The organism is Ramlibacter sp. (assembly GCF_050250995.1).
In the GTDB taxonomy this organism is placed as follows: Bacteria; Pseudomonadota; Gammaproteobacteria; order Burkholderiales; family Burkholderiaceae_C; genus Ramlibacter.
Genome location: NZ_JBFWNP010000003.1, coordinates 64171 through 87989, shown reverse-complemented (window position 1 = coordinate 87989; position 23819 = coordinate 64171). Strand labels below are relative to the sequence as shown.

The 23819-nt window shown below is 67.5% G+C and carries 23 protein-coding genes; 9 read left to right on the top strand and 14 right to left on the bottom strand.

Going from position 1 to position 23819, the window contains the following annotated elements; genetic code table 11:
* Positions 1-6 precede the first annotated feature (6 nt).
* The 4 genes from AB7E83_RS04045 to AB7E83_RS04030 form a co-directional block, all read right to left on the bottom strand.
* Positions 7-630, bottom strand: a complete 624-nt coding sequence (locus tag AB7E83_RS04045) for a DUF4400 domain-containing protein (RefSeq protein ID WP_428565624.1) — start codon at positions 628-630, stop codon at positions 7-9.
* Positions 627-2546 (bottom strand): conjugative transfer system coupling protein TraD, encoded by a 1920-nt coding sequence (traD, locus tag AB7E83_RS04040; protein WP_428565622.1) that lies wholly within the window; start codon positions 2544-2546, stop codon positions 627-629. The genes AB7E83_RS04045 and traD overlap by 4 nt, the downstream gene beginning before the upstream one ends.
* A gap of 2 nt (positions 2547-2548) precedes the next feature.
* The gene (mobH, locus tag AB7E83_RS04035) at positions 2549-4135 is read right to left on the bottom strand and encodes a MobH family relaxase (protein ID WP_428565620.1); all 1587 of its coding nucleotides are present in this window, start codon (positions 4133-4135) and stop codon (positions 2549-2551) included.
* Between the two features lie 286 nt (positions 4136-4421).
* On the bottom strand, positions 4422-5867 hold the full coding sequence (locus AB7E83_RS04030; RefSeq protein WP_428565618.1) for an RES domain-containing protein: 1446 nt from the start codon (positions 5865-5867) through the stop codon (positions 4422-4424).
* 140 nt (positions 5868-6007) lie between these two features.
* Between AB7E83_RS04030 and AB7E83_RS04025 the strand changes: the two genes are divergently transcribed.
* From AB7E83_RS04025 to AB7E83_RS04005, 5 genes are all read left to right on the top strand, one after another.
* Positions 6008-6583 (top strand): hypothetical protein, encoded by a 576-nt coding sequence (locus AB7E83_RS04025; RefSeq protein ID WP_428565616.1) that lies wholly within the window; start codon positions 6008-6010, stop codon positions 6581-6583.
* Positions 6580-7962, top strand: coding sequence for a 7-cyano-7-deazaguanine synthase (locus tag AB7E83_RS04020; protein ID WP_428565614.1), 1383 nt, complete (start codon positions 6580-6582; stop codon positions 7960-7962). Before AB7E83_RS04025 ends, AB7E83_RS04020 begins: the two co-directional genes overlap by 4 nt.
* Positions 7959-9146, top strand: coding sequence for an ImmA/IrrE family metallo-endopeptidase (locus tag AB7E83_RS04015; protein ID WP_428565612.1), 1188 nt, complete (start codon positions 7959-7961; stop codon positions 9144-9146). The genes AB7E83_RS04020 and AB7E83_RS04015 overlap by 4 nt, the downstream gene beginning before the upstream one ends.
* Positions 9121-9777 carry a hypothetical protein gene (locus tag AB7E83_RS04010; RefSeq protein ID WP_428565610.1) on the top strand — a complete coding sequence of 219 codons (657 nt, stop codon included), beginning with the start codon at positions 9121-9123 and terminating at the stop codon, positions 9775-9777. Before AB7E83_RS04015 ends, AB7E83_RS04010 begins: the two co-directional genes overlap by 26 nt.
* A gap of 70 nt (positions 9778-9847) precedes the next feature.
* Positions 9848-11092 (top strand): hypothetical protein, encoded by a 1245-nt coding sequence (locus tag AB7E83_RS04005; RefSeq protein ID WP_428565608.1) that lies wholly within the window; start codon positions 9848-9850, stop codon positions 11090-11092.
* 348 nt (positions 11093-11440) lie between these two features.
* Here AB7E83_RS04005 and AB7E83_RS04000 read toward each other — a convergent pair whose 3' ends face one another.
* The 8 genes from AB7E83_RS04000 to AB7E83_RS03965 form a co-directional block, all read right to left on the bottom strand.
* A complete protein-coding gene (locus AB7E83_RS04000; RefSeq protein ID WP_428565606.1) occupies positions 11441-12070 on the bottom strand; it encodes a FlhC family transcriptional regulator in 630 nt (209 codons plus the stop codon).
* A 20-nt stretch (positions 12071-12090) separates the two neighbouring features.
* Entirely contained in the window at positions 12091-12384 is a 294-nt protein-coding gene (locus AB7E83_RS03995; RefSeq protein WP_112184160.1) for a hypothetical protein, read from the bottom strand.
* A 235-nt stretch (positions 12385-12619) separates the two neighbouring features.
* Complete coding sequence (locus tag AB7E83_RS03990) at positions 12620-13684, bottom strand: DUF932 domain-containing protein (protein ID WP_428565604.1); 1065 nt, start codon at positions 13682-13684, stop codon at positions 12620-12622.
* A 207-nt stretch (positions 13685-13891) separates the two neighbouring features.
* A complete protein-coding gene (locus AB7E83_RS03985) occupies positions 13892-14908 on the bottom strand; it encodes a DUF7146 domain-containing protein (protein ID WP_428565602.1) in 1017 nt (338 codons plus the stop codon).
* A 289-nt stretch (positions 14909-15197) separates the two neighbouring features.
* Complete coding sequence (locus AB7E83_RS03980) at positions 15198-16790, bottom strand: ATP-binding protein (protein WP_428565601.1); 1593 nt, start codon at positions 16788-16790, stop codon at positions 15198-15200.
* A 71-nt stretch (positions 16791-16861) separates the two neighbouring features.
* Positions 16862-17188 (bottom strand): hypothetical protein, encoded by a 327-nt coding sequence (locus tag AB7E83_RS03975; RefSeq protein WP_428565599.1) that lies wholly within the window; start codon positions 17186-17188, stop codon positions 16862-16864.
* A gap of 9 nt (positions 17189-17197) precedes the next feature.
* The gene (locus tag AB7E83_RS03970) at positions 17198-17341 is read right to left on the bottom strand and encodes a hypothetical protein (RefSeq protein WP_428565597.1); all 144 of its coding nucleotides are present in this window, start codon (positions 17339-17341) and stop codon (positions 17198-17200) included.
* 53 nt (positions 17342-17394) lie between these two features.
* Entirely contained in the window at positions 17395-17937 is a 543-nt protein-coding gene (locus AB7E83_RS03965; protein ID WP_428565595.1) for a hypothetical protein, read from the bottom strand.
* Positions 17938-18414: 477 nt separating this feature from the next.
* Here AB7E83_RS03965 and AB7E83_RS03960 point away from each other — a divergent pair, with 477 nt between their 5' ends.
* Both AB7E83_RS03960 and AB7E83_RS03955 read left to right on the top strand, forming a co-directional pair.
* Positions 18415-19209, top strand: a complete 795-nt coding sequence (locus AB7E83_RS03960) for a DUF1845 domain-containing protein (protein ID WP_428565593.1) — start codon at positions 18415-18417, stop codon at positions 19207-19209.
* 382 nt (positions 19210-19591) lie between these two features.
* Positions 19592-19867, top strand: coding sequence for a helix-turn-helix transcriptional regulator (locus AB7E83_RS03955; RefSeq protein WP_428565591.1), 276 nt, complete (start codon positions 19592-19594; stop codon positions 19865-19867).
* Here the strand turns inward: AB7E83_RS03955 and AB7E83_RS03950 are convergent.
* Positions 19864-20286: an ACT domain-containing protein gene (locus tag AB7E83_RS03950; RefSeq protein WP_428565589.1), complete on the bottom strand. Its 423-nt coding sequence runs from the start codon at positions 20284-20286 to the stop codon at positions 19864-19866. The genes AB7E83_RS03955 and AB7E83_RS03950 overlap by 4 nt on opposite strands.
* 247 nt (positions 20287-20533) lie before the next feature.
* Here AB7E83_RS03950 and AB7E83_RS03945 point away from each other — a divergent pair, with 247 nt between their 5' ends.
* Positions 20534-21478 carry a fatty acid desaturase gene (locus AB7E83_RS03945; protein WP_428565587.1) on the top strand — a complete coding sequence of 315 codons (945 nt, stop codon included), beginning with the start codon at positions 20534-20536 and terminating at the stop codon, positions 21476-21478.
* A complete protein-coding gene (locus AB7E83_RS03940; RefSeq protein ID WP_428565585.1) occupies positions 21475-22743 on the top strand; it encodes a hypothetical protein in 1269 nt (422 codons plus the stop codon). Before AB7E83_RS03945 ends, AB7E83_RS03940 begins: the two co-directional genes overlap by 4 nt.
* On the opposite strand, the gene AB7E83_RS03935 is transcribed toward AB7E83_RS03940, so the two are convergent.
* Positions 22714-23667 carry an HTH-type transcriptional regulator ArgP gene (locus AB7E83_RS03935; RefSeq protein WP_428565584.1) on the bottom strand — a complete coding sequence of 318 codons (954 nt, stop codon included), beginning with the start codon at positions 23665-23667 and terminating at the stop codon, positions 22714-22716. The two genes, AB7E83_RS03940 and AB7E83_RS03935, sit on opposite strands and share 30 nt — an antisense overlap.
* Between the last annotated feature and the right edge of the window lie 152 nt (positions 23668-23819).

Sequence of the window (23819 nt, the reverse complement as noted above, 5' to 3'; positions counted from 1 at the left end):
GTCGATCTACGCTCTTCGATGAAAGCTCGCCAGCGCGAGTCCGAGCATCAGGCTGGCTGTCAGTGGCAGCAGAGGAAGCACTGCCGGATGCAGCGTGATCGGTACGACGAACGCGACCATGGCGCCGCACGCCACGACGATTGCACCGCAGATGGCGAGAGCGAACACTTCGGGATCGTGGTGCCGGAATTCCTTCGCCTTCACGGCGCGAACGATGTAGCCGTCGACCAGCGTCGCCGCTGTGAAGGCCAGTAGCCACGGCAGCCACTCGGCCAGCAGCGCTAGCCGAAACATGGCAAGCAGCAGAAGCGCATCGATCGCGCGGAAGTAAGCGTTGTCGAACAGCCGCCGATTCACCGACGCCATCTCGTGCGCCACGGCGCTGTCGACAGCGCTGGTCGACGGTGCGCTCGCCGGCGATGGAAGCGGCGCGGCTTCTCGCGCCGTGTCCTGCATCGTGAGTGCGCGCGCGAGCATCCGCGCTGCGGCGTCCGCGCCCCAGTAGGCCGCGGTGGCTGCATGTTCCATGCGCAATTGCGCCAAGAACCGCTCGGGTGGATGCGCCGAGGGCAGCCAGAGCACCAGTACCAGTAAGCCCAGCAACGACACGATGGCCACCGCACGGATCATGTCGTCAACTCCGCCGGCCGGCGAGCACTCGATGTCGTGCTGGGGCAATCCGGATCCAGGATCGGAAACCGCCCCTTGATGATCCGCCCGCCCGACACCGACGCGAAGTACTGCAGGTTCGGCAGCTTGCCCAGCACGTCGGCCGGCACCATCTCCTCGAAGCTCTCGGTGAGCAGCGTCGAGTAGCTCGACGAGAAGTCGCCCAGGTGCGCGTCGGCGCCGCTGCTCAGGCCCACGCGCACGGTGTGGATGGCGGTCTTGCCGAAGGTCTCGACCACGAAGTCCTGCGTCGGCCGGTCCTTCGAGCGCAGCGCGATCAGGTTGTTGAGGTTGCCCAGCGCCATGCGCGCGGCGTCCTCGCTGCCCAGGCGCTTGGCCAGGTCGGCCAGCGTCTGCATGGCGCAGGTGGTGAAGATGCCGCCCTCGGCGCCCTTGTTGAGGATCTCGATCAACGGCTGGTTGATGACGTTCGAGACCTCGTCGACAAAAAGCGAGATGCGTCGGTAGCCGCCGAGGTTGTATCGCATGCCGGCACGCGCGGCCAAGTCGGCGAGGGCCAGCGCGCCGATGGCCGTGGCCACCGACGGGTCGGGCAGCGAGTCCAGGCACATGTAGAGCACGTGGCCGGCGCGCTCGATCTTCTCGAAGTTCATGATCGGGCGCGTGTCGTCGGCATCAAACGGCTCTGGCGACAGGCTAGGGCCGAGGTCGCCCGATGTGAGCATGGACAGCACGGGCAGCAGGTTGGCGGTGATCTTCTGGTAGTGCTCGCGGTTGTGGCGGAAGGTGCGCACCTGCGCATCGAGCACCTTGTTGCGCTGCGACTGCGCGACGTGGTGCTCGTAGTAGGCGACGAAGGCCAGCAGGTCGGCGCTGGCCGCTTCCGACGGGCGCTTGAGGTTGCCGCGGTGCGCGTCGTGCAGCAGCTTCTTCATCTCGGGCAGCTCGCGCCAGTTGGCGCCCAGGGCGCGCTCATAGTGGCGGCGCAGCGTGCCTTCGAGCACCGGCTCGATACCGCCTTCGATGTACTTGGTCAGCTTCACGAGGTTGGGCCGCTCCTCAAGCTCGATCAGGCCCTGGACGACGACGTTGACCGCGTCCCAGCCGAAGGCCGAGAACGCGCCGGCCGTGTCGGGCGGCATGATCGACTGGATGCGCGAGGCGATCTCGGTCGGCTTCTGCCAGTTGAAAGTGAAGTCCAGCCGCACGCCGGTCTCGGGGAAGGCGGGGTGGAACTCAAGGAAGGTGTCGGGCGCGCGCCAGTCTTCGCAGGCGCGCTGCGTCACTCGCTTCAGTCGGCGGCTGTTCTTCGGGTCGATGACGATGACCACGTCACCGCGCCGCACCGCCTGCGTGATGAGGTTGGCCAGCGCCACGCCTTTGCCCGACTGCGTGGTGCCGACGAGCAGCGTGCCGCCCTCGAAGTTCTGCAGCGGCCGGTGCAGCGGTACTTCCGTCGGCTCGACGCCATGGATGTAAGGCAGGCCGATCTCCGCGTCGGGCTGCGGGTGGCTGTCGTAGCCCAGCCAGGCCAGCAGGCGTGGAGAGACGGTGAACTGCCGGTAGTCCACCTTGGCCAGCTCGTACAGGCGCTGGGCGTGGACCGGCCGCCAGTCGAAGCCGAAGCCGAGAAACACCTGGTCGGGCTGTTGGCACCAGCGCGCCAGCTCAGCGGTGGTGATGGTCTGCACGCCGCGCCCACCGAGCGAGGCGCGCAGCACCAGGGTCCGCAGCGCTTGGGCGCCTCGGAAGATGCCCCAGACGAAGCAGCAGAGCGCAAGCGGCAGCGCCAGACGGCGTGGCAGATGCCCGAGGACGCCGACCGTTGCGAAGAATGCTGTTGCCAGCAGCCAGGTTGCCGCGGCATAGGCTTCGTAGGCCGGCCGCCAGGGCATTTCGTACTGGCGGACCAGCATGCTCAGGCCTGCGGCGATTCCGGGATCGCAAAGGTGGCGAGGTCGAGGCCGGCGACGAAGCGCGGATCGAGGATCAAGCCCACGGTGGTGACGCCGCCGAAGTCCCTCGATGTGGTGGGTGGCCGATTTGCATCGGCCTGGACCAGCATGCGCAAGTCGCCGAGCGCCCGCATCGCGAGCGCGGGCTGCAGACCGCGACGTTCCAGTTCGGCGAGCGGCACGAAGATGCCGTTCGCCACCGTACACGCGGCCGCGGAGCGCGCGTCGCCGTTCAGCGTGGTCACGATGGAGCCCAGCGCGTCGCGCACGGCGGGGTTCAAGCGCATGGGAGCCTTCAGCGCGATCGACGCGGCCGCGGCTTCTTCGGTTGCGGGCGAGACTCTCGCCGGTGCGTTCGGCGGCGGCGACACGACTGCTGCAGTGTCTGGGGCGACGGCTTCGAGCAGCGACAACTGGCCCCGCGGGGATGGCGGCGGTGCGGGTGCAGCCGCGGCGGCCATCGCTCTTGCCGGCTCGAGACTCGTCACCAGCGTGCCGTCGAGCGCATGCGGGCTTGCCTCCGGGCCGGACCAGAGGATTGCAGCAGAGGTCAGCTTGATGGCGTCCAACGGGCCCTTGGCGCCGGGGGGCTGGATCAGCCACGTGTTGTGAGAACTGTCGCGGGGCTCCGCCACGCCCGCAGCGAGTAGCAGATCGAGGACGGTATCGGCTGATTTCGGTATGCCGGGCAACTGGTCGGCCTCCAGCAAGGCCTGTGCGTCGGCAGCGCATTGCGGCCAGAGCAGGAACAGACCGTCGCTGCTGTACCAGACGCGCGACTTCTCGCGGTTGGGCACCCAGGCCGACTCGGCCGAGGCCAGACGACGCAGCGCATCCACCAGATAGCGTTCAAGGTGCGAGCCGAACTGCGGCGATCCGTAGCGGTCGGCGCTGGCCTTGAGGTTACGGTCAATGACCAGGGCGAGCGAGCGGCGGACAAGGCTGTCGAGGACATTGGGCTCGCGATACACCGGGAGGCCGCCGACGCTGGCAAGCAGGTGCGGAACGATGACCGTGTTGCCGGCGCTGAGGTTCTGCAGCACGGCGGACTGCACGACGTGAGGCAGCGCGAACAGCCCAAGGCTGCGGGCCTCGGGTGCTTGGGCGCGCCAGCGCACGAAGTAGCGCTCCACGCGGCGTTCGGCGAGCCAGGTGGCCAAGGGCGTGAGGTAGGCGGGCCATTCGTTGCCGTCGGCGTCGACGACGATCAATGACGCCAAGGCCCGGTGCAGTTCACAGCACAAGCCACCGATGAAGGTAGCGTGCCGCCATCGCGGCTCGAGCTGACGGCGCGTGCTGATGGTCGATTGGCCGGAGAAGATGTGCGCGTCCGTGCCCTGCAGGGCATAGAAGGCCACCTCAAGCCCCAACTGCAGCAAGCCGCCGGGCTGACGGAAGTAGTTGTCGGGTGTGGCGGGGAGCAGGTGAACATAGCCGGCGTAAGCTTCGATCAGTGCCAATGCGTCGCGCGCAAACATCTCTTGGTCCACGCCGAAGCACAGGCGGATGCGGGCGAGCAGGTTGTCGTGGTCGGCGAGGATGTCGCTCACGGTTGCACAGACGAACCCGGGATCCGCCGATGGATAGGGATGTCCGGATGACTCGGCGCGCGGCGATGGGGCGAGGCCATGCATGGCCGCACTTTCCGGGGCGAGACCAAGCAAGGCGACCTTGAAAGATCAGCAAGATCGAGGGGTTTCGGCGTTGTCTCGATGGATCAACTCCTAGGGTGGCGCCGCTGCGACGTGGCCCGGCGCCGAAATGCATGGAGCCCGGCCCTCGGTGCGCAGAACGGAGGTTCGCCCGCCCTTTTGGTCGACCCTGCCAGTGACAGGGTCAGAACTTCCAATCCTGCTTCTCGTGCCGGTGACGGCTCACGGCAAAGCCCTTGCTGTTCACCTTCACCCACTCGACGTGGTGCACCTCGACTGAACTTCCATCGACGCGCAAGGCAGCGTCCCGAAAGTCGCCGTCTGACCTATAGGGTTCGTATGGCTGCGGCAAGAGTCCAGCCAACAGGCCGTCATCCTTCGGGGGTGCAGGAGCCTTTGGTTTTGGCACCTCTTCACTGACCCCGTAGTCGATCTCCCAGCCCTCTTCGGTGTCGTAGCCCGTGTGTGCCGTTAGGTCAGTCCCTAGCGGGAGCTGCATCTCTTCCACGCGCGCGGCCTTGTGGAAGAGGACGACGTTGCGCCCGGTCTTGGCTTGCGCGGAACCGAAGATGATTCCGTCCAGGCGGGGCTCGTTCTCCGTCGCCAGGAAGTCGGCGACAGCCTGCGTCGCGAGGTAGTCGAAGGCCTCATCGTCCGGCATGACGGGACGGGTCATGCGCTCGCGCAGGGTCTGGAGGAACGCGACCCGTTCGAGTCGACCTTTGAGGCTGGGATCGAAGATGCTGCCGCCGTCCTGCACGCCATCGAGTGCGGTGAGATCGAGAAGACGCAAGCGGCGCGTGATCTCGAAGTTCGCGATGGCGACCTTGCTTCCCACCGGCGGACGCACTTCGGCGAGGGCGACGGCAGCATTGGTCGCCCCATAGAACACGGAGATTCCGCGCGCGTTCATGCGGCCGGCGCTTGCAAGACGGGCTGGGGGTGATCCCAGATGCAAGTCGGGGCGACATAGTGCCTCTTCGAGCCTGCCTTCCGACTGGAACACGCGGGCGCGGTAGAGATGAGTCAGCTTGCGGCCCGGACCGACTTCAACGACAAGGGGATGACGCGGCTTGGTCTTGAGGGTATCGACCTGACCGAACACCCGTGCGAGAAGCTCCGCCGCAGAGCGACTGAAGAACCGCGCCTCGGTCTTGAGGGACTGCTCGAAGTTGCGCCACTCCTCGTGCCAGGCCTGCGCGCTGGCGCCCTTCTCCTCATAGTAGGTTTCGCCGGAGAACTCGGTCTCCTCGCCCATGGCGGCAGAGTCGAAGTCGCCGTACCGGTTGTCGAGAATCTCTAGAACGTCGGCGACGGCTTCGCTCGGGATCGAAGTGGCCGCCTCGACGGCGTCGTGCACAGGCTGGCCCTCGCGTTCCCACACGTAGCTGGACTCGCGATCAGCCATGGCCCGCTCCTGCCAGGATTCCGGGTAGTTCGCCGTTCGCACGTAGTGATCGGCGAAGGCTGTCTCGATGCGGTCCGCAAGCTCCTCGATGGGGATGGAGGCCAGCGTCTCACCGCAGTAGGAGCACTCTCCTGCTTGCCCTTCCTTCTCGATCTGCTTCGACAGGAAGGCCTCTCTGACGCATTCGCAGCAGATGCGCTTATGTTCGTCGTCCTCGCTCATGGTGTCCCCTGTCTGCTGTTTCCTCTCGCCAACGACTTGAGCATTGCCAGCGCTGGCCCTCAAGGGCGGTCGTGGGCTTGACAGCTACTTGTTGACATTGTCAGTCTCAGGATGCAGTATATCTGACATTGGAGATGCCCATGAGCGACGGCCCATACAGAAGCCTGCCCATGCCGCGGGGATGGAAGCGACTGGCGGAGTACGCGGAGAACGCGAACTTCGACGGTGCTGACGCCTGCGCGGCGGCAAGCCATGCACTGGGGACCACGTGGCGCGATGAGGTCCCAGCGGTAGTCGTCAACGGTCTCCGGGACGTGTTCCTGGACCGGGAGCCCGGCCTCTTTCCCGACGCGCGCCTCGCAAAGATCGATGCGGTGGCCGCGGCAGCAGCGGGCTACGGGCTTGGACGCCAGCTCGCTGGACATGCCTCCTCTGTACTGGCTGAGGGCCTCACCGGCGAGGCGGGCCTTGCGGAAGCGACGAGGCGGGCGCTCGATGCATACGCAGCGCGCGCCGCGCGGCAGATCGAGGAGCACTACTGCCGCAGGGCATCGACCAAGCTCACTCAGCAGGTGCGCAACCGGATCTCCAGCGCCATCGGTGCTGCCGACTTCGACACGCTGGCGCGGCAGTGCTCTGGGCTGGAGCCGCGCGCCGGGAGGCGCGGCGGGGTGCGCAAGCACGTCGACATCGACGATGGAGTGCCACTGTCATGAGGCGCGACGAACATCGGCTTGCTGCAACGTCCTTGCGTGTTGATGTCGTCGAGGCCGGGAGCCGCGCGCGACGTGGCTGCCGTCCCTGCGAGATCGGCTCGGACCTGACGTTCTCGACGAGCCATCTGGAGAGCTACTGCCTGGCGCAGTGGGAGCCGGTCATCTTTGACGCGATGGTCGTCGCGGCGGCAGTCGAGTTCTGCGACCGCATTCAGCGGCGGCAGACGCAGCACTGGGGCCGCAACATCGAGTTGCGCCTCCCCGTCCACGATCCGGAGCGCTGGAGTGCGCCCGCGGTCGGCGGGTCCCTCAAGGATGCGCTCGACTTTCTGACTGGGGACTGCTGGCTGATCTCCTTTGCAGCGCGGAAAGCGCCAGCCTACGTCCCTCACCAGTTTCCGTTCGACCTGCCCAGCGATGCACGGGCTGTCATCCCGTTCAGCGAGGGGCTTGATTCGCGCGCGGTTGCGGGCCTCATGCATCGCGAACTGGGGGATGGGTTGATCCGCGTGCGTCTCGGCACGAAAGAGTTCCTGCCTGCCATAGAGCCCTCCGGGAAGAAGCAACCCTTCACGTCCGTGCCCTACCGGGTCAAGCCGAAGACGGGCGAGTTCGTCGAATCGAGCGCCCGCTCGCGCGGCTTCAAGTTCGCAACGACCAGCGGGATCGCCGCGTACATGGTTAGGGCTGAGCGGGTCATCGTGACCGAGAGCGGCCAGGGCTCCATCGGGCCGGTGCTGGTACCGGTGGGCCAAGGCTACGAGGACTACCGTTCCTACCCGCTCTTTACGGACCGCATGGAGACCTTTCTCCACGCGCTGTTCGGCCACCGTGTGCGCTTCGACTTCCCCCGTCTGTGGAGCACGAAGGGGGAGACGCTCGCGGCCTTCGTCAAGGAGTGCACCGACGGCGCTTCATGGAAGACCACGTGGTCGTGCTGGCAGCAGAACCGGCACTCGTCGGTAGCCGGACACAAGCGCCAGTGCGGCATCTGCGCGGCCTGCATGCTCCGGCGCTTGAGTGTTCATGCCGCTGGGCTGACCGAAGCGCCGGACACCTACGTCTGGGAGAACCTCGCGGCGTCCACCTTCGAGGGTGGCGCCTGCCCGGACTTCGAGCGCATCACCATGGCGCAGCGCGAGTACGCGATCGCGGGCGCGCTGCATCTCGACCATCTGGCGACCCTCCAGAAGTCGCCGATGAACAAGGGAACGATTGACCTGGCCATCGCGCAGCTCAGCCGTTCCCGCGGTGTCCCGCAGGACACGATCCGGACCTCGATGAACCGTCTACTGAATCAGCATGAAAGTGAATGGATGAATTTTCTTGATGCCCTCGGGCCTGCCTCGTTCATCGCAAACTGGGTTGCTCGGCCATGAGCGACTCCTCTTTGAGCCAGACCTCGCCTGTCGACATCGGTGAGCGGCTCCGTCTTGCACGCGAAAACGCGAACATCACGCAGAAGCACGCCGCCGACGCGATCTCGGTCGCGCGCACGACCCTCGTTGCGATCGAGCAAGGACAACGGCGCTTGCGGATCGAGGAGTTGCAGCAGCTCGCGAAGCTCTACCGTGTGTCGGTGAACGCCGTCCTGCGCCGCGAAGCGGTGCATGTGGACCTGATCCCGCGCTTCCGCAAGCTCGTCGACGCCAAGGACTATGCAGCGGCGGCAGCGACCGAGCTGCTCGCGAACCTCGCGCGCGCAGAAGTCGAGCTAGAGAACTTGCTCGGCGTCAAGCGCGCGCGCAACTACCCGCCCGAGCGCCCGATCCTGCCGGGCGATGTCCGGATGCAGGCAGAACAGGATGCGCTGGAGCTGCGCCAGCGCCTCGGGCTCGGGTTCGCGCCAATCGCCGACATCGTGACCCTGCTCGAAATGGAGCTTGGCATACGGGTGTATGTGCGGCGCTTTGACGGATCGGTCTCTGGTGTGTTCGCCTATGACGACACGCTCGGCGCCTGCATGCTTCTCAACGCCAACCACCCGCGCGAACGCCGCAATCAGACCGGTGGACATGAGGTAGGACACTTCGTCTCCGTCCGGCATGAGCCGGAGGTCCTTCACGCGGATGAGCCCGAGAACTCACGCCAGGAGCGCTACGCCAATGCATTCGGACGTTCGTTCCTGACGCCCGCCGGTGCGATCCGGCAGAAGTTCCAGGAGGTGACGGCGGGCTCCACCCACCTCACGCGCCGTCACATCATCGTGATGGCGCACTTCTTCGGTGTCTCGCGTGAAGCGATGGTACGGCGCCTTGAAGAGCTCGGCCTGACGAAGAAGGGCACGTGGGACTGGTTCACCGCCAATGGCGGCATCACCGACGAGCAAGCCGCGCAGGTGCTCGGCGACCTGCGCACGCCCGATCGCCACAAGCAGGAGGCCGACAAACCCACGACGATCAGGCTCAACCTGCTGGCCGCCGAAGCGTACCGGCGGGAACTCTTGAGCGAGGGACAGCTCGCGCGCCTTCTTCATCTCGATCGCATTGAGCTGCGCGAGATGCTGCAAGACATCGATCTGCAGGAGGACGAGGCCGATGGCGCTCCCACCCTCCTTGTCTGAAGAACCTGCCCTGCTGATCGCCGACACCAGCGTCGTGATCAACCTGAATGCGACGGGGTGCGCAGAAGCGATTCTCAGGGCGCTGCCGCACCGCGTCGCGGTTGTCGACGTTGTGGTCGATGAGATCAAGAGCGGCGTGCGCAAGGGCCGCCAGGACGCGCTCAAGCTGAACGCGTTGATCGGGGCAAACATTGTCGAGGTCGTGAAGCTCGGGGCGCAAGGACTCCTTCGCTTCGAGAGTCTCGTCGTGGGCTCTGCTGGTGAGACGCTCGATGACGGCGAGGCAGCCACGATTGCCTATGCCGAAGAAACGGGCGCGCGCGCCCTCATCGATGAGCGAAAGGCAAGGCGCCTGGCTGCGGGGCGGCACGCCGCCATGCCGCTGGGCTGCACAGCCGATCTTCTGGCCTACGGTGAAGTCGAGCGCGCCATTGGGACGGCAGGGGTCGCAGAAGCGGTCCATAACGCTTTGATCGGTGCGCGTATGCGCGTGCTGGGCCAGCACATGGACTGGGTCGTGCGGCTGATTGGCGACGAACGCGCGGCCGTTTGCGCGTCCCTGCCCGAGCGCACGAGGCAACAAGCGCGGGCACGACTGTTGCGATCATCGACCTTGCCACAAGACGTGTGAGTTAGCGGGCAGCCGCCGGATGCCGATCCCTTGATCCGGGGTGCGACAACAGCCAGAGGAGGCATCCACCATGTTTGGCAGCATCGACAAGAGCAAGGGCTTGCTGTTCGTCACCCACGATCTCGACTACTCGATCCGGCTCACCATGCAGAACATGCAGAAGGAGGTCGACGAGTTCGACGAGAACCGACTTCTCAATACGCCGCCCGAAGACCTGAAGCGCTACCTGGTCGAGAAGCACGGGATCACGCCGATCACGCTCCTTCGCGACCAGTGGTATGCCAATCATCGCGACGCCCCTGTCGATGTCCGCCATGACCGCATGCGCTGGATCGAAGATCGGAGCCGCCCCGCCATGGTGGCGGGCGAGCGCGTCGAGGTCCGAGTCCCCTTCGAGGGTGAGAGCGAGCTGTTCTATACGAAGGCCAACACCTTCAACATGAACCCGCCCCGCGCCGTCATCGAGAAGAACGAAGTCGTCCTGCGCTACGACACGCCTGTCGACCAGCCGCGCGACATCCGCGCGCTGGTCGATCAGACCTTGAAAGAGATCGAGCAGCATCTGGGCTGGCAGCGCCAGATGATCGACGCGCACAACCAAGGCCTGCCTGCCGCAGCGGAGCAGGCGATCCGCCTGCGGCGCGAGCGCGTGCTAGCGCAGTCGCAGCGCGCGGAGGCGCTCGGTATCCCGATCCGGCGGCGCGCCAACGCGCCGACGACCTATGCGGTTCCTACCGTGAAGCGCAAGGCGGTGCCGACTCTGCCGCCAGCCACGACGGCGCAGTTCAAGCCCGAACCGGCGCTCGCCATGGAGTTGTACGAGCACATCCTGAAGGTCGTGCAGGACATGGCGCTCGTGATGGAGCGCAGCCCCGATGCCTTCAAGGCCATGAACGAGGAAGCGCTGCGCCAGCACTTCCTCGTCCAGCTCAACGGCCAGTTCGAGGGCAAGGCGACGGGCGAGACTTTCAACATGGCGGGGAAGACCGACATCCTGTTGCGCGAGGGCGACCGCAACGTCTTCATTGCCGAGTGCAAGTTCTGGAAGGGGCCGAAGGGCTTCACCGAAGCTATCGACCAGCTTCTCGGCTACGCCACCTGGCGCGATGGCAAGGCGGCGATCCTCGTCTTCAACCGCGGTACCGAGACCTCAACGGTCCTGACCGGCATCGACGCTGTCGCGAAGGCGCACGGGAACTTCAAACGTGCCTGCAACTGGCCGCACGAAAGCGGCTTTCGGTATGTCCTGCACAGCAACGGCGACAAGAACCGAGAGCTGATCCTGACCGTGCTCGTGTTCCATGTGCCGCAGTAGGAAGAACGACGATGCTGGATCACGACCCAATAAGCCAGACGGTATGCCGCGCTGCTCATTGTTAGCGCCGGTCAGGAGATGCAGCAGGACGTTCTCGTCTCGCGATCGCTCTTTGCGGGAAGGACGGGTCATGGCGGACACCGGCCTGCGCCGTTCCCGGCTGCGACCGCTCTTCGCCAGGAGCGCGAGTTCGCATGTGGATACCCGCAGTCGCCTTTCGCTGCGTTGCTGACCTCGCGTTGGCTCGTTTTAGGGCGCCGAACGACAGTCGAAAGTCGGGGGGCGACTCTATGGTGAAGGTGAGTGTGACGGCGTAGGCGAGGATCCAGTTCGGACTTCGGACCATCGTCAGCGTTCCTGCCGCCGGTTCAGCAACCGATGCGCGCCAAGCTCGAGTTCCGAGAGATCCGGCAACGGCCGCACCGGAAACGACGCCTGCACCCGCTGGTCCGTGCCGTAGCGCTGTACCAGCTTGCAGAACGGGCACTCGTCGTTGGACCGTGGCGCCGAGCCGTAGGCGGCCAGGTACTCGCTGTGGCAGGTGGGGCAGGCAACCAGCGAGAAGCTCTGCACGCTGGTCAGCCACAGCCCGTCGGTGTGCGCGGCGAGGTCGAAGGCGCGGTCGAAGCTGATGCGCTGCGGTGGTTCGCAGATGCTGCCGTAGTGGCGGTAGGCGGCAACGAGCGCTTCGGCCGCCGCGAAGCCGCCGTCGCGCAGGCGCCGGTATAGCGACACGACGATCGAGGCCTCCGCGCGGTAGAGCAGGTTCGCGCCGTGGTACCACTCGGGGGAGTCGGGTGGTCGGCCACGCGGTACCTGCTCGCGGTCGGGGAACAGCAGGCGCAGCAACTCGCGTGGTGGCAGGCCAGTGAGGTGGCCGATCGTGCGCACGCGGGCGCCCAGGGCCGCGCAATCCTTGGCCAGCTGCAGTGCTCGCAGCTGCCGGTCGACCCGCAGCGGGGGACGGGGCTCGCCCATGGCGATGCCAGCGGCGGCAGTCAGGCGGCGAGGTGCTGGGCGGCGTGTACCGCGGCGAGCGGCCGGGCCAGCGGCAGCGGCGCTTCGAGCAGCGCCAGCAGGTCGCGGCGCGCCGGGAAGAGCGTGGCGTCGCCGACGTTGGCGACGATGGCCATGATCTGCTGGACGCCCAGGCCGGCGATGCGGTCCGCCTGCGCGGCATCGAGCGCGTACTTGCAGCAGGTGGCGGGGCGGTCCTGCAGGACGCCGTCGCGGATGGTGAGCAGCAAAGTCAGGTTGGTGAGCTGGACGTCGGAGAGCTGCGCCTGGTTCATGGTGCTGTCCTCGGGTAGGCCCTGGCCGGGCACGGTGGATGGGTGGGATTGGGATGTTTCGGGTGGCGGTCGGGTGTCGATCGGTGTGCGCCACAGGATAGGGTTCGGCATTGAGCTTGCGATGGCACGCCGCCCCGTCGGGGCCGCATTGCCACGCACAACCGCCCGGACTCGCGGGTGAATCCGTGCAGCCCGGACCCGCGAGGGGTCCGGGCTGCTGCGGCTCGTACCGCACTCAGGCGGCTTCGGCGAGGCTCTTCCACTCGTTCTGCGGCAGCTCGATGAGCCGGCCGCCCAGGGCCTCGAACTCGGTCGCACGGTCGTAGTCTTCGACCTCCTGCGAGAAGTGCGTCACCGCGTTGACCAGGCCGTAGCCGGTCAGGTCGGCGTCGGCGATCAGGTGCCGCAGCACGCCGGCACGCTCCTGCTCGTTGAGGGCATAGCGGTTGGCCAGCACCTCGACGGTCTTCACCGGGTCACCGGTCAGCGGGATGCGCAGCGTCTTCTGCAGCTTCTGCGCGGCCTGCAGGAAGGTCGCCTCGGACACCGCCGCCTCGACCACGTCGCGCACCTTCAGGAAGAAGGCCTTGTCGTCCGCCTGCAGCGTGTCGTCCTTGAACACCGTGATGGTGTCAGCGACGTTGCCAATGCTGCGGCCGACGTGGGTCTTGTGCAGCGAGAAGTCGGGCACGATCAGCCCGTTGAGGCAGCGCAGCCGATAGATCAGCGGTTGCACCGAGAGCGTGCCGTGGCCGACCTCGGAATTGCTCACGACCACGCCGGCCTGCACGACATCGCCGGGCGACATCTCGTGCTTCAGCTGCGGCGTGACCACCTTCAGGTACATGCGCGTCTCGGTCAGCTCGACCGATTCGAAGCGCACCTCGGGCAGGCGCTGCAGGATCGGCAGCACGCTTTCGGCGAGGTCGTAGTTGTCGAGCCGGCGGTAGCGGTCCGACAGCACGGCGCGGACGTTGCCGTCCAGCGTGCGCAGCATGCGGCGGTCGTCGTCGCTCTGCAGCCAGGTGTTGACGTTGCGGTCCAGCAGCACCGGCTGCTCGCTGCGCATGCGTTCGAAGTACGCATACGGAATCTTCAACTTGTCCGCGAGCTGGCGGCGCGCCAGCGGCGTCACGCCGTAGCGCGCCGGGCCGCCGGTCTCCTCGACGACGAGCCGCGTCTGGCCCGTGTCGTCGGTGTCGTGGCGCATCAGCGCCGACGGGACCACCAGGTCCTTCTTCGAGTTCAGCTGGCGTTCGAGTTCCTGCGCCAGGCTCACGAGGGTGCGTCCGTTCTTCATCACAAGCTCCGATCGGAAATGCGGGGCGCCGTGCCCCCGTGGGGCTGGGCCCCGCGGGGTGGGTGATAGATCCGGCCCTGTGCCGGATCCGCGATGGCGCGGGTTCATCCGCGCCGACTGCATGCAGTTCAAGGTCTGCCTTCGCCCTGCGTCATCGACGCAGGGCCCGGTGTGGCAGCGACCGGTGGGGTTCATGTCGTCGGTCCGCTATGCGGCCTGGGCTTCGGCGGCCCCGCTGCGCATGCGCCACACGTCGGCCCAGTCGTGGCCGGGCTGGCGCGGCAGGAACACGCGGACCTGGCGAGCGTCGTTGCCGGGCGAACTGCGGGTGAGGCGACGAGCCAGCGCGTAGGCGCAGGCCTGACCTTCGAAGCCGCCATCGGCGTCGTTGTCGGCATAGATGCAGACCTGGCGCACGCCCTCGGGCAGCCAGAGCTTCTCGAGGTTGCCGGCGCTAACGGCAGCCCACGCCGGCTTGCCGGTCGCGAGGTGCACCGCCAGTGCGGTCTCGATGCCTTCGGCCACGGCGAGCTCATGCGCCGGTTCGCACAGTCGGACGGCGGCGCCGTTGATGCCGGCCGAGAGCACCTTGCGTGCGTCAGGCACCGGCGCCTTCTCGCCATCCTTCAGGTAGGTACGGTGGAGCGTCACCGCGTGGCCGTCCGGGCCCTGGATGCAGGCCAGCATGGCCGGGTAGTCGGCTACCTTGCAGGAGCGGCCGGCGGCGTTCTTCTCGTAGTAGCCCAGCGCCGGGTGACGGCGCAGGACACCCGGCGCTTGGCGCAGGTGCAGCCCACGGCGGCGCAGGTAGCAATCGACCTCGTCGCCGGGCTGGACGGGCAGGGCTTCGTCCCACAGGCGTTGCGCCAGGCGGCGCATGCGCTGTGCGGACGGTTCGGCCGCCGCCGGTGGGGCATTCGGCGCAGGGGTCGGCGCGCCGACGCAGGACTCCACCTGCCGCAACGCGGTCGCGAAATCCAAGCCGAGCGCGGCCTGCAGCAGCTTGAAGCCGCCACCCGCGCCGCAGTGGCGGCAGTGGTAGTTGCCTTCGCCGAACTTGTCGGTGTACTGGAAGCGGTCGGTACCGCCGCATGACGGGCAGGGGCCGTTGCGCCTGCCCAGGATGCGATCGTCGACGCCCAGGCTGCGCAAAATCTCGGTCCAGCGGCCGTGTGCGCGGCGTTTGGCTTCGTCGATGCGGTGCTCGAAGACTGTGTCATTCATGGTGGCCTCCGCGGCCACCGCGGCGGCCTTCGGAAACGGGCATGGCTTGTTGTCGGTTCATGACTTCTCCTTGACGGGTGAACCCGCCATGCCGGGCCTGCGCCCGGTTGAGGGCAAGGCTCCGCGGCAATGGCGGGCGGGCCGGCGCTGGGCGCCGGATGGACTTCGGGGCCGGCTTCGGAGCAATGCGCTCCAGGTGTGCCTGCGACCTGCGGGAAAACCTCTCCGCAGCGCGCACGCGAGGTGCTGCGCTGGGGAGAGGAGGCCCGAAGGCCTCCAACCCATGGACTCAATCGGCCAGTTCGACGGCATGGCCATCCGATCCGTTGCCGACGCTCACGCGGAACTGCCTGCCATGCAGCACCGGGTAGCGCTCGAGCTTCAGCTCACGCAGCAGCGAGTCGAGCGTGTCCTTCGGATCGACGGAGCGCAGCCGACGGATGAGGTCGGCCAGTGCTTCGCGGTCCGCGCCCAGATCGGACTCTTGGAACTGCTCGTTCTCATCGGTGAAGTTCGACACCTGCCGCACCGGCTCACCCGACGATTCGCCATCCGGGATGTAGAGCACCCCGTCGTGGTGGACCCCTTCGTCGGCGATGTCCACGCCGTTGCTGCCCACGCCGACGCGAACGGCGGCGCACAGCACCACGTCCGGCCAGATCCAGCGGCCTTCCAGCGTGCCGCGAACAGGTTCGCCGAGCGGTTCGACGGTGACCGGCTCGTCGTCCAGCCAGCGCACATGGGCTTGCACCCAATGCTCGTGATGCAGGCCGCCCAGGTTGAAGAGCAGGCACCCCGTGGCACGCGCGAACATCCAGCGGCCGGCGTTGCTGTCGTCGAACGAGTCGATCGAGCACAGCTTGACCGAGCCGGCCTCGATGGCCGCCCGTGCCGGTGCGACGGCCACCGTCTGCAGGTAGTCCCGGTCACCCGAGCCCTCCTGGTAGGGGTAGCCGCAGATCTCGTCGAGCACCGCGGCGGGCAGGATGTCGATGTCGTTGAGCAGGTCCAGGTGACCCCAGCCGCGCAGGGCCGGATAAAACCTGTCGACGAACTCCTCGGCGGGCAGGGCGCGCTTGGCGTCCTCGAGCACGCGGCGCCATTCGGCGCGCAGCGCGGTGTCGATGCGCTTGCGCTGCCGGTCTTCGTCGATCAGCTTGTCGCGATCGGGCAGCCGGGCCATGAACTGGCGCGCATCGAGGTGCAGCACGTTCGCGCGCTCCGACCGGTGGTAGATCGGACGCAGCACGCAGAAGCCCTGCAGATAAACCAGGGTGTCGTGGCTGTGCTCGCCATCGCGCGTGCCGCACAAGTGCAGGCCGCCGACGGGCGTCGCGGTGAGCGCCAGGCGCTCGGGGGCATGCGGGCGTTCGAGTGGCTTGCCGTTGAAGCACACCGGCACGGGGAAGCCCGCGCACAGCGTGGCGATGCGCGAGGCCAGGTCGGGCAGGTCGACGCCGTGCAGCTCGATCTGCGTACCCTCGGTCGACGCTTCGGCCGACTCGGGGACGTCGATCGGCGTTCGTGCCAGCGCCGAGGCGGTGTCGAAGTCAGCGCACTGGCCGCGCGACCGCACGATGCAGCGCGAAGCGGCGTAGAGGCACTTCGAGAATCCGATGCCGAACGGGTTCTCGGCGTCGCAGGTGGGTTCATCCCAGCCTGACTCGTTGAAGGTCAGCAGCTTCTGGAAGTCGTCGATGCCGCGGCCGTTGTCGCGGACGGTCAGCGTCCTGGTCTCGGCGTCGTGGTCGACGGTGATGGACGTGGCGCCTGCGCGCCGGGCGTTCTGGAGCAGTTCCGACACGAGGGTGAATCGGTCGGTGAAGGCGAAGCGCTGGTTGCGCAGCGCGCCTTCCTCGTTGATGCGGACTTGAATCTGCATGGTGGTTCTCCGGTACGGCGGGTGCCCCCGAAAGGACGCCCGCCTGTTGGGGTGAATTGGGGGTGGGTGGGTCAGCCGCGCGGCGAGTCGAACTCGATCGGCGCGGTGAAGAGCTGGCCGGCATGCAAGGCCTCCAGCAGCGGGTGGTCGAGGAACTCGAACAGCAGCAGTTGCTGCCTGTGCAGCGCGCGGCCGCGGCTGTCGAGCCGCTCGACCTGGAAGCCGAGTGGATGCCACTGCAGCCGGTAGGCAAGGCGGTCGGCGCCGGCGATCACGAAGGTGCGGCCGGGCCGGCCGGTGACGATCTCGCTCTCCTTGACGAGGTACTCGAGATCCTCCGGCGCGCGCACGGGTAGCAGCAGCGCCGCGACACGCCCGGTTTGGGAAACGATGTGCATGGCGGCTCCTCAGCGGACCGGCGTGGCGCCGGGCAGGCGATGGCCTTCGGCGCGCGAGGGCGGCGAAGGCGAATCGGTGGCGTCCAGGTGGGCGCCGAGTGCGTGCAATGCGAGAACGGCCAGCACGCCGGCCGCGCGATGGAAGCGGGACATGGTGTGTTCCTTGAGGTGGTGGTCGCCGCGCTGCGGCGGCGGCCGGGAAGGGCTCAGGCGAACAGGTCGCCCTGCAGAGCGACCGCGCGGACCTGTTGGTTGATCCACTGCGGATTGCGGGCCAGTTGCAACTCGACCCACTCCGGGTTGCGGGCGACGGCTTCGCGCACCCACTCGGGGTAGCGCGTCAACGTGGCTTCCAGCCAGCGCTTCACGCCGTGCCGGATGCGGCTGCGGATCTCTTCGGCGTCGACGAGGCCGCAGTAGGCAATCGGCGACAGCGGGCTGCAGCCGACGACGCGCAGGCAGTTCACGAACGAGAACGGCCGTGAGTCCTTCTCGCGCTCGGTGAACACCCAGCGCAGCGTGTCGAGCTTGGCTTCGAGGGGCGTCTCGGGGTCCGACAGCGCCTCGACTTCCTGCAGCAGGCGCCAGTGCAGGAACACGACGTCCTGCTCGGTCCAGTCGATGGACTCGGCGCCGGCTTGGGCGGTGTCGTCGTCCTCGGTCAGGAAATCGACGGACGAATCACAGAGTGCGCCGGCCGTGAACAGCGGTGCGCGGGAACGTTCGAGCGATGCTCGGGGTTGCGGCATGTTGGCCTCCATGGGGAACTCGGAGGCCATGACCGCCCGCGGGGCGATGGCCCCACGGGGTGACGAATGCCGGCTCGGAGCCGGCGGCTGACTTCAAAGGGCTGGCTGGACGCGGCGCATACCGCGTGATCGGATGCCAGCAACCGATCGAAGCGCGCGTTGCAGCCGTTGGCCGCACGAGGCCCGTGCAATCAACGGCTCGAAAGCGCGCTCAGGGTGCGAAGCGGTCGAAGCGTTCCAGACGCCCGCATGCGCACGAGGATCAACAGGGCTTGCCGAGGTGGACGCAGGGCCAGCTACTGCGTGTGCGAAAGGTAGCGAGGCGAACGCCGTCGGTCAACGGGGGTGGCGCCGAGTGGCGCGGGCTGATGGCGAAACCACCGCCGCCGCGCGGCCGTTTCGCGTGGCGATGGGTGTCGGCCGCGGCGAACACTGGCCGCCATCGCGTCCTCAGTGTGATTGTTGCGGGAGATGCCCATGCACAACGATGTCCTGCCGACGACCACCAGCCTGCAGATCGTGCGGGTGGACCAGGGTGGCGTCAACGAGCGCATTCTCGCGCGCGAGGCCAAGGTCGACTACCGGCGTGTCGAGGCGGCGAGCGTGAAGATGCCGGCCTGCTTCACCAGTGCCGAGGGAAAGCGCCTGTTCGTGCGCATGTTCGCCACGCTGCAGCTCAACGCGCACTTCATCTCGGTGATCGCACGCACGCGCCTGGACCCCGAGGACGTTGCGCGCGTCGAGACCGCGCTGCGTGAGCGCCTGGATGCCGTCTCGGCTGCGCTCGACCGCGCCATCGACGGCGCCGAAGCGCTCTTCAAGGCGCACGGGATCACGCGGGTGGCAACCTACGACACCCGAGCGCTGGAGATCGAGGTGGGCGTGCTGTCGTCGAGCGGCCGGCGGTATCTGGAACTGCTCGGCAAGCTCGACCAGCTGATGCCCTTGCTGCAGACGCTGGAGATTCACGAGGTCATCACCACGCGCGAGGTCGACAAGCAGCGTGCGCTGGTGAAGCGCCAGGTGCGCGGCGTCGCCACCGCGGCACGCAACTTCGCGTCGGGGTTGCGGCGACGCATGAACGCACCCGAGGTCGAGATCGAGGGGCAGGGTGACTCGGTCGAAGAGACGACACCGGATGGCGCGAGTGTCTTGACCGGCGAGGACACGACGATCTCCGCCTTGCCGCCCGCCGCGCCGGTGGCCGAGGCTGGCGCGTCTGGCGAAGGCGAGAACGATGAAACCTCGGCGCAGCGAGTCGCCACCATGTAGCGCCCGCGCAAGGCCGCCGTTTCGCAGGCGCGTGCTTCGCCCGACGTGCGTTCACTGATCGCCGGCGCTACGGTCTCACGCAGGCGCATGGCGGCTCCGCGGGTCGCAGCGCTTCTCCCATCGAAGGTCGATGGCGTCGCAGTCGACACCTGCCTTGACTCCGCTTGAGGCGACCAGCGGCAACGCTGGCATCCCGCCATCAGCAACCACCTTTTCAGGGCCGGGCATCAGCGCCGGTTCGCATGAACCGCCAGCTGGGAACGCACTGGCGGTGGACCTGGAGTCTTCGCGTTCCTGTCCGCAGCGATCCGACCGTGACCCTTCGCTGCCGCAACGAGCTGGTCATGCCTTCCGGCGGAGCCGTCCGCCGCGGAGACCGAACATGCCCATGCGAACCTCCTTGCCCGGCAGCGCCACTGCTGCCAAGCCCTTGCACGCGACCGAGTCCGGCGCGGCAACCAACCCCTCACCCTGCTTGCCTGACACGGGCTTCCTGCGCCAACGTCAAGTGCTCGCGTTCGTGCCGATCTCGAAGTCCACGCTGTGGCGACAGGTCCGTGCGCGCTCGTTTCCAAGTCCAGTGAAGCTGTCGGCAGGGGTCACGGCCTGGCGCGCCGAAGATGTACGGCGATGGATCACCGAGCAGGGCGGCAGCTAGACGGCGGGCCGCGCCGAGGGGCGCGGCGGTGCCGAAATCGACGCCAGCACCTTCAGTGCCTGCTGCGAGTGACGCGTCGGCACGAACAGGTGATCGTGGTGGTAGCCCGCGACGACGTTGCAGGGGATGTCGGCGTCGGCCAGCCTGCCGGCCAGCGTCGCAATGAAACCCACGGCGTCGAGGGCGGAGTGCACCGTGAGGGTGATGAGGTGCGACTCGAAGACGTAGGGCACGGCCGAGTGGTCGGCCTGCGCCTTCTCCACGATCGCGGTGACTCCCTCGGCCTCACGGAAGGTGCAGATCGGCTCCAGGCCGGGTGGGATGCGGAAGTCCGGAAAACTGCAGTAGACGAAGGTCTCGGGGTGCAACTGCGGGGCCATCTCGCGCCGCAAGGTATCGAGGTCGCGTTCGCCACTCATCCGGGGCTCTCCTGTGCGTGTGTGGGAAGGCTGGTTTCTGTAACTGATTATGAGGACTCGGCGAGGCTTCTCGCGGTTCGACAGCGCGGTTTAGCGAAGCTCACCGAGGGCCAAAGTTGCTAAACGTCCTCCGCGCGCCGTAGTGCGCTGCTAGCGTCGATACCCGGGCCTTTGCAGAGGCGTTTCCACTGGCGTGAAGCCGGTGGGGCGCGCGATGCGTTGCCGCCCGGGGAAGGAGTTTCCGGACATGTTGACGCATTCGGAAGTCCTCGGGGACCAGTCGGCGTTGCGCGCGCAGCTGCATCGCGACGGCGACGCGCACCGCGAGCTGCTGCGGCTGAACTGGGCGCGGCCACTCGGCGACATTGCCTTCGATTGGGCTGCCATCCTGGCCGCGACGGCGGCGGTGGCGTGGATCGGGCTCGAGACGCTGCCGCTGGCACTGCTCGTCGTCGCGAACCGGCAGCGCGCCCTGGGCAACATCCTGCACGATGCCGGTCATCGCAACCTCTGCCGAACGCTGCGCGTGAACGATGCCGTCGCGGGACTGCTCGTCGCGCCTTTGGTGTTCGCGTCGCTCGACAGCTATCGAGCGGACCACTTCAAGCACCACATGCGACTGGGGGCGGCGGGCGGAGATCCCGACCTGATGGATCCGCCGGAGACACTGCCAGGTTGTTGGCTGGCGAGCTATCTGCGCCAGGTGTTCTCGCTGCGAGCCTGGTGGGGCAACTTCCTCGGGCACCTTGGGGCCGTGGGCGTGCCATTGTCGGCTCGGGTCGGAATCGTGGCCTGGTGGATCGGGGCGCTGACACTGCTGGTCGAGTTCACGGGCGCGCAGTTCACGCTGACGTTCGTCGGGCTGTGGCTGCTGGCGCGGGCCACGGTCTTTCACCTGATCACGACACTGCGCGAGATGTGCGACCACTTCGGCCTGCGGCCGGGCGGCATCCTGAGCTTCACGCGCGACATGGCCGTGCGCGGCCCCGCGCGTTGGCTGATCCACCCGCGCAACAACGGCTATCACCTGACCCATCACCTGCTGCCGGCTGTTCCCTACTACCACCTGCCGCGAGCGCATGCGCTCTTCCGGCGCCTGCCCGCGTACCTGGAGCATGGGACGGTCTGCAACGCGTACTTCGCCGGTCGCGCCGCAGTCGTCCGAGCCTGGGAGCGGGAGGCCAGATCATGACGACGCGGGTGCTCGGCACGCTGCAAGTAGCGGCGTTGCTGGTGTCGGCGAGCTATGGCATCGGCTTCCTGTTCGGGTCGGGCGAGATGGCGCTGTCGCACGGCATGGCGGGCGGTCTGTACGGTGTCGCGACCGCGCTGGGCATGCTGGCGCTTGCGACCTTCGCGGGCAGGCTGTGGAAGCTCGGCGTACCGGTCTGGGAACTGTTCGGGCAAGCCTTCGGCCAGCCGATCCAGCGCGCCGTCGCGTTCCTGTCCCTGGTCTGGATGAGCGGCGTGCTGGCGGCCCAGATCGCGGGCGGCGTCGCCATCGCGCGGGTGATCGGTCTGCCTGGGTACTTGTCCCACGCGCTGGTGCTGGCGCTGATCCTCGGGGCATCCAGGCTCGACCTGCGTGTCGCGTCGCGCCTCTTCGCCGCCTGCCTGCTGGCGAGCGCGCTGGTGCTGCTCTACGCGCTGGCCGATGCGGGCGGCCTGGCGCTGTACGCGCAGGCGCCGCCGTTGTTCGTGCGCGATCTGGGCGGGTTCAGCACGTCCCGGCTGGTGTCCATCGTGCTGGCGGTCGGGCTGCTCGTGTGCCTGGGCGCGGACTACCACCAGTTCGTGTTGGCCGCTCGCCGTCCGCTGGTTGCCGCCGCGGGCTGCGCACTCGCGGGCGTGGTCCTGATCGCCGTCGCCTTCCTGCCGCCGACCCTGGTGCTGGCGCTGCGCGGCTCGGGCGAACTGGACGGGCTGCCGGACGCGAAACAAGTGATCCCGTTTGCGCTGGGGCGCGCGGCGGATGGGCTGTGGCCGGGATCGCAGGCGCTGCTGCTTGCCGCGCTGTCGACGGCAGCGCTGGGTTCGGGCGCGGCGATCGTGCGTGCCATGGCCAGCGCGATGGCGGCCGCGGCGCCCGGCGCGCGCGACACGAACCACGTGGGCTGGTCGCTCGCCGCACTCGCCGCCGGTGGCCTGCTGGCCGCGCGCGGACAAGGCATCGTCGAGACCATGGTGTCGGTGAACGTGGTCTACCTCGCCAGCGTCGGTTGGCTCTTCGTGCTGCTGTTGCGCGGAGCGACCCTTCCAGCGGGCCAGGCAGGCCTCGTGATGGGATCTGGATTGGCAGCGTCGGGGGCTGTCTACCTGGCAGGATGGACGGGCTGGATCAAGGGCGACGCCGACACCGTGTCGCTGGTCGCAGGACTCGGTGTGTCGGGCCTCGTGGGCTTGATCTGCGCGCTGGGTGGGCCAAGGTCAATCGGCGTCGGCGGCCTTCGGCGCTGACGCTGCCGCCTCAGGCGGCTCCTGCGCCGCGCGCGGCAGCAGTTGGGCGTGTGCATGGCCGACGACGAGGTTCGTGATCTCGCGCGAGAGAGGCGGCTCCAGTTCCCAGTGATGCCAGTGCAGGTTGACGAGCACCGGTTCATCGGGCGCGAGGTCAACGAGTTCGCCGCGCCCGGCCGCCGCGGCAGCCTGCAGGCTCGGCACCAGCCCATAGCCGATCCCGGCGGCAACACCCTCCATCAGGATCATCGGCGAGGGCAGGTAGTGGCGCGGGTAGCGCTCCACCGCGAAGCTGAACCGTCGCTTGAGGAAGTCGTCGTGCAGTGAATCCTTCCGGTTGAACAGGATCGCCGGCGCGGCGAGCACGGCCTGCACGTTGAGTCCGTTCGGAAAGTATTCGGCTGCAAAGGCCGGCGTGGCGTAGCAGCGGTACTCCATCGCGCCGAGGCACTCGGCCAGAAAGCCGCCCGCGGGCTTGGCGTCGGTGGAGACGCAGCCGATGACCTCGCCGCGTGCCAGGCGGCCCGACGTGTGGTCCTGGTCGTCGGTGACGATCTCCAGCGCCACCTGCCTTCGCAGCAGCAACTCCCACAAGGCGCGCGGAAACCAGGTCGCGAGCGAGTCGGCATTGACCGCGATGGCCAGCGGCACGGGCAGATGCGGGCCGGCCTGGGGCTTGAGTTCGTTCAACGTCGCGCCCTCGAGCAGGCGCAGTGCCTTGACGTGGCGCAGCAGGACCTCGCCCGCGGCAGTCGGAACGACGGGCTTCTCGCGAACCAGCAGCACCGTCGTCAGCGACTCCTCGAGGGCCTTGATGCGCTGTGACACCGCGCCTCGCGTGATGTTGAGCAATGCCGCGGCGCGTTCGAAGCTGTGCGCTTCGGCCACCGTCGCGAAGGTTTCCAGTTGATCGCGATCGAGCATTCTTCTTGCCCCCTGTTCAGCGTTTCTGCGCGCCGACGAAACTCCCTAAACGCCGATCAACCGTGGCGCCTTCAACCTAGCATTTCGATACCGACGTTCCCATGGAGTGGCTCGGTGATATTGGCGCAGGAAACGGCGCGTTGTGCGCGCTC

Coding starts and splice junctions, on each gene's coding strand:
- AB7E83_RS04045 (WP_428565624.1), bottom strand. CDS start 630: ATGATCCGTGCGGTGGCCATCGTGTCGTTGCTGGGCTTACTGGTACTG.
- traD (WP_428565622.1), bottom strand. CDS start 2,546: ATGCTGGTCCGCCAGTACGAAATGCCCTGGCGGCCGGCCTACGAAGCC.
- AB7E83_RS04030 (WP_428565618.1), bottom strand. CDS start 5,867: ATGAGCGAGGACGACGAACATAAGCGCATCTGCTGCGAATGCGTCAGA.
- AB7E83_RS04025 (WP_428565616.1), top strand. CDS start 6,008: ATGAGCGACGGCCCATACAGAAGCCTGCCCATGCCGCGGGGATGGAAG.
- AB7E83_RS04020 (WP_428565614.1), top strand. CDS start 6,580: ATGAGGCGCGACGAACATCGGCTTGCTGCAACGTCCTTGCGTGTTGAT.
- AB7E83_RS04015 (WP_428565612.1), top strand. CDS start 7,959: ATGAGCGACTCCTCTTTGAGCCAGACCTCGCCTGTCGACATCGGTGAG.
- AB7E83_RS04010 (WP_428565610.1), top strand. CDS start 9,121: ATGGCGCTCCCACCCTCCTTGTCTGAAGAACCTGCCCTGCTGATCGCC.
- AB7E83_RS04005 (WP_428565608.1), top strand. CDS start 9,848: ATGTTTGGCAGCATCGACAAGAGCAAGGGCTTGCTGTTCGTCACCCAC.
- AB7E83_RS04000 (WP_428565606.1), bottom strand. CDS start 12,070: ATGGGCGAGCCCCGTCCCCCGCTGCGGGTCGACCGGCAGCTGCGAGCA.
- AB7E83_RS03995 (WP_112184160.1), bottom strand. CDS start 12,384: ATGAACCAGGCGCAGCTCTCCGACGTCCAGCTCACCAACCTGACTTTG.
- AB7E83_RS03990 (WP_428565604.1), bottom strand. CDS start 13,684: ATGAAGAACGGACGCACCCTCGTGAGCCTGGCGCAGGAACTCGAACGC.
- AB7E83_RS03985 (WP_428565602.1), bottom strand. CDS start 14,908: ATGAATGACACAGTCTTCGAGCACCGCATCGACGAAGCCAAACGCCGC.
- AB7E83_RS03980 (WP_428565601.1), bottom strand. CDS start 16,790: ATGCAGATTCAAGTCCGCATCAACGAGGAAGGCGCGCTGCGCAACCAG.
- AB7E83_RS03975 (WP_428565599.1), bottom strand. CDS start 17,188: ATGCACATCGTTTCCCAAACCGGGCGTGTCGCGGCGCTGCTGCTACCC.
- AB7E83_RS03970 (WP_428565597.1), bottom strand. CDS start 17,341: ATGTCCCGCTTCCATCGCGCGGCCGGCGTGCTGGCCGTTCTCGCATTG.
- AB7E83_RS03965 (WP_428565595.1), bottom strand. CDS start 17,937: ATGCCGCAACCCCGAGCATCGCTCGAACGTTCCCGCGCACCGCTGTTC.
- AB7E83_RS03960 (WP_428565593.1), top strand. CDS start 18,415: ATGCACAACGATGTCCTGCCGACGACCACCAGCCTGCAGATCGTGCGG.
- AB7E83_RS03955 (WP_428565591.1), top strand. CDS start 19,592: ATGCCCATGCGAACCTCCTTGCCCGGCAGCGCCACTGCTGCCAAGCCC.
- AB7E83_RS03950 (WP_428565589.1), bottom strand. CDS start 20,286: ATGAGTGGCGAACGCGACCTCGATACCTTGCGGCGCGAGATGGCCCCG.
- AB7E83_RS03945 (WP_428565587.1), top strand. CDS start 20,534: ATGTTGACGCATTCGGAAGTCCTCGGGGACCAGTCGGCGTTGCGCGCG.
- AB7E83_RS03940 (WP_428565585.1), top strand. CDS start 21,475: ATGACGACGCGGGTGCTCGGCACGCTGCAAGTAGCGGCGTTGCTGGTG.
- AB7E83_RS03935 (WP_428565584.1), bottom strand. CDS start 23,667: ATGCTCGATCGCGATCAACTGGAAACCTTCGCGACGGTGGCCGAAGCG.